The 8,126-nt window shown below is 46.5% G+C and carries 7 protein-coding genes; 5 read left to right on the top strand and 2 right to left on the bottom strand.

The annotated features are described in order from the left end of the window. The first annotated feature begins 348 nt into the window (after nt 1-348). Entirely contained in the window at nt 349-2,265 is a 1,917-nt protein-coding gene (htpG, locus tag L3J94_11965) for a molecular chaperone HtpG (GenBank protein ID MCF6219438.1), read from the top strand. Nucleotides 2,266-2,716: 451 nt separating this feature from the next. Beyond that, entirely contained in the window at nt 2,717-3,598 is an 882-nt protein-coding gene (locus L3J94_11960) for a DMT family transporter (protein ID MCF6219437.1), read from the top strand. Here the strand turns inward: L3J94_11960 and L3J94_11955 are convergent. Further along, complete coding sequence (locus L3J94_11955; protein MCF6219436.1) at nt 3,486-4,616, bottom strand: methyltransferase; 1,131 nt, start codon at nt 4,614-4,616, stop codon at nt 3,486-3,488. The genes L3J94_11960 and L3J94_11955 overlap by 113 nt on opposite strands. After that, entirely contained in the window at nt 4,613-5,305 is a 693-nt protein-coding gene (locus tag L3J94_11950) for a pseudouridine synthase (GenBank protein ID MCF6219435.1), read from the bottom strand. The genes L3J94_11955 and L3J94_11950 overlap by 4 nt, the downstream gene beginning before the upstream one ends. 249 nt (nt 5,306-5,554) lie before the next feature. Here L3J94_11950 and L3J94_11945 point away from each other — a divergent pair, with 249 nt between their 5' ends. The 3 genes from L3J94_11945 to L3J94_11935 all read left to right on the top strand — a co-directional run bounded on the left by L3J94_11945 (nt 5,555) and on the right by L3J94_11935 (nt 7,973). Next, nucleotides 5,555-6,523, top strand: coding sequence for a transposase (locus L3J94_11945; protein MCF6219434.1), 969 nt, complete (start codon nt 5,555-5,557; stop codon nt 6,521-6,523). 196 nt (nt 6,524-6,719) lie between these two features. Continuing rightward, nucleotides 6,720-7,202, top strand: coding sequence for a DUF2846 domain-containing protein (locus tag L3J94_11940; protein ID MCF6219433.1), 483 nt, complete (start codon nt 6,720-6,722; stop codon nt 7,200-7,202). A gap of 108 nt (nt 7,203-7,310) precedes the next feature. Beyond that, nucleotides 7,311-7,973, top strand: a complete 663-nt coding sequence (locus L3J94_11935; GenBank protein ID MCF6219432.1) for a hypothetical protein — start codon at nt 7,311-7,313, stop codon at nt 7,971-7,973. Nucleotides 7,974-8,126 lie beyond the last annotated feature (153 nt).

The following is an 8,126-nucleotide window of genomic DNA, read 5'->3' as shown; positions in this document are numbered from 1 at the left end:
GAGTGAATTAAATCCAAGTTTATCCAGAAATTTGATGACAGGAATCAATCCAGCTTTACTGGTCATGTTTTTCCCTGTTTTCTGAAAATGAATTTTTGCTGGCTTTGTGCGTGCCTTGCTGGGGGGGTTTCTGGTATGCTTACTCATGAAAATGGTGACTCATCGGTTGTGGTTAAATGCAATTAACTGATTGATGAGTTTACCATTTTCTTTCATTGCTGTTATCTACTTGCAGGATTTAGGTGCAAGGCGGGTGATGGGGGGGTTGAAATGCGATTGGCTCGCCCTTATATCCTTGTCAGCATAAAATTTATATCAACCTAAACAGAGATTGTAAGAGGAGTAAACATGACCGTTGAGTCCCAAAAGGAGACGCTGAGTTTTCAGACTGAGGTGTCGCAGCTACTTAAATTGATGATTCACTCGCTCTACAGCAATAAAGAGATTTTTATGCGAGAGCTGATCTCAAATGCATCAGATGCGATTGATAAGCTGCGCTTTGAGAGCCTGGCCGATGAGGCGTTGCTGGAGGGTGACAGTGATCTGAAAATCCGCATCGCCTTCGATAAAGAGGCGCGCACCATCACCGTGAGTGACAATGGCATTGGTATGAGTCGCCAAGAGGTGATGGACAATATCGGTACCATTGCAAAATCGGGCACACGCCAGTTTATCGACTCACTGACCGGAGACCAGAGTAAAGACTCTAACCTGATTGGCCAGTTTGGGGTTGGTTTCTACTCCTCTTTTATTGTTGCTGACAAAGTTTCGCTAACCACGCGCCGAGCAGGCACGGGTGAAGAGCATGGTGTCTGCTGGACCTCCAGTGGTGAAGGTGACTACACCCTCGAAAATGTTGAAAAATCAGATCGTGGTACCACCGTGGTACTGCACCTGCGCGAAGGTGAGGATGACTTTTTAGAAGATATGCGCCTGCGGACACTCATTCGCAAATACTCTGACCACATTCCTGTCTCAATCGAGATGCTGAAGATAGCGGCACCAAGCAGTGAAGAAGATGAGAATGAAGCCCCCGTCACAGAAGAGTACGAGACGGTGAATAGTGCTTCTGCGTTGTGGATTCGCCCCAAAAGCGAGATCAGCGAAGAGGAGTACAACGAATTCTACAAGCATGTAGCTCATGATTATGAAGACCCGCTGGCCCACTCCCATAATCGTGTCGAGGGGCGTACTGAATATACCTCGCTACTCTACATTCCTGCTCGTGCACCGTTTGATCTTTGGGATCGTGAAGCGCGCCACGGAATCAAGCTGTATGTGCAGCGCGTTTTCATTATGGATGATGCCGAGCACCTAATGCCCAGCTACTTGCGCTTTATTCGCGGCGTGATTGACTCCAATGACCTGCCGTTGAATGTCTCTCGTGAGATTTTACAGCACAACAAAACCATCGATAGTATGCGCGCCGGTTCGGTTAAGAAAATCCTGGATACACTGCAATCTATCGCCAAAAATGATGAAGAGAAATATACCAAGTTTTGGAGTGAGTTTGGCAATGTCATGAAAGAGGGGCCAGCGGAAGATCATGCCAATCAGCAAAAAATTGCCAAACTGCTGCGCTTTGCCACAACCGAAGATGACAGTGCCGATCAGAAGGTCGCGTTAGATCAATACATCGAGCGCATGAAAGAGGGGCAAGAGGCGATCTACTACATCACCGCCGATACCCACATAGCGGCAAAAAACAGTCCCCACCTGGAGGTGTTTCGCAAAAAAGGCATAGAAGTATTACTGCTTTCGGATCGGGTCGATGAGTGGCTGGTCTCCTCGCTGCAAAACTATGCAGACAAGCCTCTGCAAGCGGTTACCCGAGGTGAGTTGAATCTGGGTGACGTGGAAGATGAGCAAGAGAAAGAGCAGCAAAAAGTGGCAGAAGAGAACTTCAAAGAGCTGGTTGAAAACGCACAAAAAACCCTGGCCGATAAGGTGAGTGAAGTGCGAATTACTCACCGCCTGACCAACTCCCCCGCCTGTTTGGTGACCGGCGAGCATGATATGAATGCCAACTTAGAGCGGATACTCAAAGCCGCCGGCCAAAATATCCCGAGCAGCAAGCCGATTCTGGAGTTAAACCCGGAACATCCGCTGATCATCAGGTTAAAATCTGAAGAGGGTGAACGCTTTGACGAGCTAAGCAATATTCTGTTTGATCAGGCGTTGCTCTCAGAAGGTGGACAGCTTGAAGATCCAGCCGGCTTCGTACAGCGGTTGAACAAGTTGTTAATGGAGATGAGTACCGGTTAACAGCACTCAAATTTAGTAGGCAATACCATAAGGGGTGGCGAATAGATCGTCGCCCCTTTTTTATTACCCGCAAGACCTAATATATAATAGTAGGTATTATGTGTAGCTTGTTGATTTAACGGTGATATTAATAAATTAACAGTGTGCATGTGCCTATCTGGGGATGAGGGTTACAGATATGGGTTGTTAAAAGCTCACCACAGTGAGATGCTGGTGACATGAATAGACTTAATCCAGTTGATATGCCAGTCATGAAAGCAGCCAAGTGCCTATGGCGAGTCCGCCGCATGGGTGTGGCTGCGCGCTGTTTACGACGACGATGATGAATCGATAAGTTAAGAAAACTAAACAGACCAGGCCGCACTTCTTATGAATTGCGGCCTTTTTTATGGACATTAACTCGGGTATTTCATGAGCTATCTGGGTTGAAAATGAGAGTAAGGAGATAACAATGTCAGTGCCAGCGGCCTTTGTTGCAACGGTATTGATCTGGGCCACTACGCCTCTAGCGATCAAATGGAGCGCGGTGGATACAGACTTTATATTCAGTGCCTCATCAAGGATGGGACTCAGTGCAATTGTGTGCGTGTTGATTCTATTGCTGCTGGGCCGCTCATTGCCTTGGCGAAACGGTGTGTGGCGTGTTTACGTGGCGGCTGCGATTGGCTTTTACGGTGCTTTGATGTGTGTTTACTGGGCGGCTCAGAGCCAGGCATCGGGTATGATTTCGGTGCTTTTTGGCTTAACACCGTTGATGACCAGCGCACTGGCATGCTATCTGCTCCAAGAGAAGAGCTTGAGTGTGAATAAGGTGATGGGTATGTTGCTGGGGCTTGTGGGGCTGCTGATTATCTTCTTTACTGATCTAGGTACAGGCAGCTCACAGGCGGGCTTTATGGTGCTTTTGCTTGCGGTTTTTCTGCACGCTTTGAGCACGGTGGCGGTCAAGCGATCTGCCATCGAGCTTAACCCGCTGGATGTTACTGCTGGCGGGTTGCTGGTTTCATTGCCGCTCTACTTGTTGAGTTGGTGGTTTTTGGGCGCTTCACTGCCCGATGAAATCTCACTACGTGCCACCAGCGCTATTCTCTACCTGGCTGTTTTTGGTTCGGTGATTGGTTTTCTACTCTACTTTTATGTGTTGCGTCACAGCAGTGCTAGTCAGGCGGGGTTGATCCCACTGTTAACACCGGTCATTGCCTTGTGGCTGGGTAGTCAATTCAATAGCGAAGAGGTGACGTGGCAGACTCTGTTGGGTACTTTTTTGATCCTGACCGGCCTCTGCCTGCATCAATGGGGGGCGCGTCTGTTTGCCCGGTATCATAAAGCTTGAAAAGTTTGAAGTGCCCATCGTTTAGCAGTAACGGTTGCTGTTTGAAATGCTTTTTGGCAATGCGCTCTAGTGGGATGAAGGCGTTTACCACAAAGAGTGCGCAACCGGTTGGCTTGCAGAGTCGTTTTGCGCTGGCTACAAATTGCTCTGTGAGGCTGCTGTCTACTGAAAACCCCTGATGGAATGGGGGATTGCAGAGAACAATATCCTGTTGCTGTGTGATTTTTGAGGCGCAATTATCGGCAATAACGTCACCTGTAATGGCCTGCTTTGTGAAGTTTTCCCGGCAACTGAGCAGGGCGGCGGCATTGTTGTCTGTGGCGGTGATGACAGCGTCGGGCCATTGCCGGTGCGCGGCGAGTGATAAAAAGCCGTAACCACAGCCCAGGTCGAGAATGGTTTCAGGCTTCTCTATTTCAAGTTGTTTGAACTGTTCAGCCAGTAACAGACTGCCATTGTCCAGCTTGTTCCAGCCAAACTGCCCTGGTTTGCTGGTGATGTCGATATCACCGTATTGCTGAAGGGTGCGCAGTGTTGAGTACTGCTTGTCATCCAGTAAAGTGGCAGGCTGTTGGCCGCGAGTGATGGTGGCCAGATAGTGGTTGCCCTGTTTTTTTATCTTAACCTCACCTGCCAGACATTGGGCGGCTTGTTTAGCATAATTTTTAATGCCCTGTTGTTTCCCCCCGCAGATAATCAACCGCCCACCGGCTTTTAACACTCTGGATGCTTGGTTGATAACACGGTTGACCACAGCCCGCTCTTTGGCCAGACGAAAGTAGACAGTCGCCAGGCTGCTATCATGCAGATGGCTGAAGTCGAGATCGGAAAAGCGGCTACTCCACCCCTGCCTTGTGAGGCTCTCCACCACATCAAAGCGGTTGCTGATAACGTCGACTATTGGGTTGAGCGGAATGGGCAGCGTATCAGGAGTATGCTCATCGGCCACCCAGAGGCTGGCTTCACGCTCATTTTGAAGGGTATTTAGCAACAAGCTAAGGGCGTTATCCTGATTCATCGTAAAGACTCTATCTCATGGCTATTCAGTGCTCGATAGTGGCCCTCGGGCAGCTCGCTGTCGAGATGAAGAGGGCCAATACTGATGCGATGCAGTGTGGTCACGGCATTCTCCATTGCTGCAAACATACGCTTGACCTGGTGGTAGCGACCCTCTGCGATAGCGAGCTCAACCTCAGTGGGAGTGATGCGCTTGAGTTGAGCGGGTAGGGTGCGCCTCTTCTCACCTTTCAGCATAATGCCTGTGGCAAACTTCTTTTCAACACCCTCAATTAAGGGCTCTGCTAAATGCGCCCGGTAGCACTTCACTTTATGGCGCTTGGGTGACGTGATGCCATGACTCCATTGACCATCATTGGTTAATAGCACCAGGCCAGTGGTATCGATATCGAGGCGACCCACTGGATGCAGGGTCTGGACGCGAGGCTCATCGAGAAGATCCAGCACCGTGGGGTACCGGTTATCTTTGGTCGCGCAGATATACCCCTCAGGTTTATTCAGCATAAAGTAGAGTGGGCCGGGCGTAAACAGTGTGCGCCCTCGGAAGGTGATGTGGTTGTTTTCATCGACCTGCTGATTGGCAGCGCAGTGGCTGGAACCATCCACCTCAATTAAATCTTGGCGCAGCAGCTGCTTAGTCTCTTTGCATGTGATGCCGAGGTTTTGGCTGATGAATTTATCCAGTCGCATGATTCAGTCAGGGTAGCTTGATAGAGGCGCAATTATCTCACAATTGTTGGCGTGGCTTATGGTTTTAAGTGGGTAACGCTTTCAGCGCGTTTAAATGTTGCCACAAATCGAGGCGCTTTCGCACACAAACAGGGAGCATATAGGCGCTATGTGACCGATTAAAACAGGGGGTCAAACAGGGGGTCAAATACAAAAACAGGGGGTCAAATACAATATTGACTCTTTTTATTATTTAGCTTACCTTTAATTATGCCTAGACCACTTAGAATTGAATATGAAAATGCCTACTACCATGTAATGAACCGTGGTACGGGTCGTCGTGCTATTTTTCATGGAGATGAATATTACGGGGTTTTTTTGCAAATATTAGGCGAGGTTCATCGACGATTTGGTGTGCAGATTCACAGCTACTGCCTGATGCGCAACCATTATCATCTTTTAGTGAAAACGCCCGAAGGTAATTTGGGTAGGGCAATGCGCCACATTAATGGTGTTTATACACAACGCCACAACCGTTTGCGTAAAACAGATGGCCCGCTTTTTCGTGGTCGATACAAAGCGATTTTAGTTGAGGAAGATAGCTATCAGCTTCAGGTTTCTCGCTATATTCACTGCAACCCACTTAAAGCAAAATCCGTAGAGTCATTAGATCGCTATCAATGGAGCAGTTATCCCGCTTACCTAGGTGACAAGCCAGCCCCAACGTGGCTTTATCGAGATGAAGTTTATGGTCAGCTGGGTGTTAAGCGTAAGCTAAAAGAGAAATACCGTGCTTTTGTTGAGCAAGGTGTTGACGAAGAGCTTACCGCCTTCTACGGCAAAGGAAATCAACGGCCTTACCTCGGCAGTGATGAATTTAGGGCTTGGGTCTATCAGCAGCGCATAACGGCTGATGAAGAGGTTAATCAAAAGATATTGCAGCAATTTAGGCCCGACTTTGACCAAGTTATCAAGCATATACTCGATGAGTTCTCGGTAGATATGAGCGACATTATGGGTCGTCAGCGAGGGCGACGAGAGGAAAATATTCCCCGGTGGGTGGTGATGTACCTTGGGCAGGAGTTGTGTGGTTTGAGATTGCGCCAGATAGCTGATAGCTTGGGATTGAAGCGCACAGGGAGTATTCCAACGACCATTGGTAAGCTGAGAAGGCGAATGGAAAAAGATAAAAGCTTGGTTTATCAGGTCGAAAAAATAAAGAGTCAATATTGTATTTGACCCCTTCATTTTTTGACCCCTTCATTTGACCCCTTCATTTTTTCCGTATGAAGGAGGTAAGTATGAAATGTTAGAATGTGTGGTACCAATAGTTGACAGGTCAATACATATCAGTAGTTTGCATCACCAAGGATAAGCCATACAACAAAAGGTTAATATTGTATTTGACCCCTTTTTCTTTTTTAGGAGCTATTAAATGAAAAATAATAATTGGACCGCAACTCTATTAGTTATCACTTCGACTCTAGTCGGATGCAGTGCCTCAGGCCCAAAGTTTGTAAAGTTTAATTCACCAAGTGATGAGCTTGCATCTGTATATTTTTACCGTCCTAGTCAATTCGTGGGTAGCGCAACAAGCATTAATATCATGGAGCATGTTGAGCCGGGGAAAGAAAATGACGACAGCAATTTTGAAGGAATTTCTGTAGTCGGAAAATTAAGAAGCAATAGTTACTTTCGAAGAGATATGACAGCAGGTGAGCATAAATTCACCACTAATTGGATGTTTGATCCGTTAATCATCACACTATATCCTGGGCGGACATACTGTTTCAAAACAGAGGCAGTGTTCTTAAATCCCCACCCACCTCTAAACCTTGTTGATAATGAAAAATGCCAAAGAGAAATTATGAATACAGATTTTATGACAGAGGATGATATAAACAGTATTCTATATTGAATACACATTATATATGCTCGTGTGTGACGCCTCGCGCTGTCATGCCAAGCGAACCACCACAGTTCACTCTTATGTATAAGTTAATCATCGTAGTTAATGAAAACCTCTATGTCACCTGAAGTAATACAGTGTTTAAAAAACGAGATGATGATCTTATGGAATCATTTTGAAAGTAAATATTTGAGCTTCACAGCTTCTGAGAAAACTCTTATAAGCGATAATATTGAAAAAATGCTGGAAGCATCGAAGTCAATTAAGAGCGGAGGTTCGTCGGCTAGCATGTTTAATGATTTTTACTATGAAAGTGGTGGCGATTCATTAAATGAGTTTTTGCAGGCCATGTTTGATTGCTTTAAGGAATGGCAAAAACATGAAGGGCTAGAGCTTCATAAAAGTATTTATGAGCATACGAATCGAAGCACTGACAACTGGTTCCCAGTCGTTATAATTGACCAGAAAATAAATGAGTGCGCAATCGAAGAAGAAATCATAACTCTATATCGAGGATGCGATGAGAGCGAATATTTAACAAAAGATTTCAGGCAAAGACAGTCTTGGTCTAAAGAATTATCTGTAGCAAAAACATTTGCCTTTAATCATCCACCAAGCAACACATTGCTCGAAAATAGGGTTGTTATAAAAGCTTTAGTAAATAAAGGCGATATTCTTTGGGATAGAGGCGCTGAATCAGAAATAGTGCTTAAGCTATGGTTCTCGCCAGTATCATCTACTGTTGCGATGACATTTGATGATTACATGGCCCAGAATTAAACATGGCTAGTGCGGTGTAATTTTATACATAATCGGGTAGCCAAGGGTCTCTAACCCTCAGCCCCCACAACACCCTGCATGCGGCTCCGCACAGGGCGTTTCACTTAGCATAGTGAAGCTTGATCCATCCATCACGTAGTGCCACTAGCCCCT

It is taken from the genome of Gammaproteobacteria bacterium (assembly GCA_021647245.1).
Taxonomy (GTDB): domain Bacteria; phylum Pseudomonadota; class Gammaproteobacteria; order RBG-16-57-12; family RBG-16-57-12; genus JAFLJP01.
The sequence above is the reverse complement of the archived record's forward strand: the minus strand, read 5'-3'. Positions and strand labels throughout refer to the sequence as shown.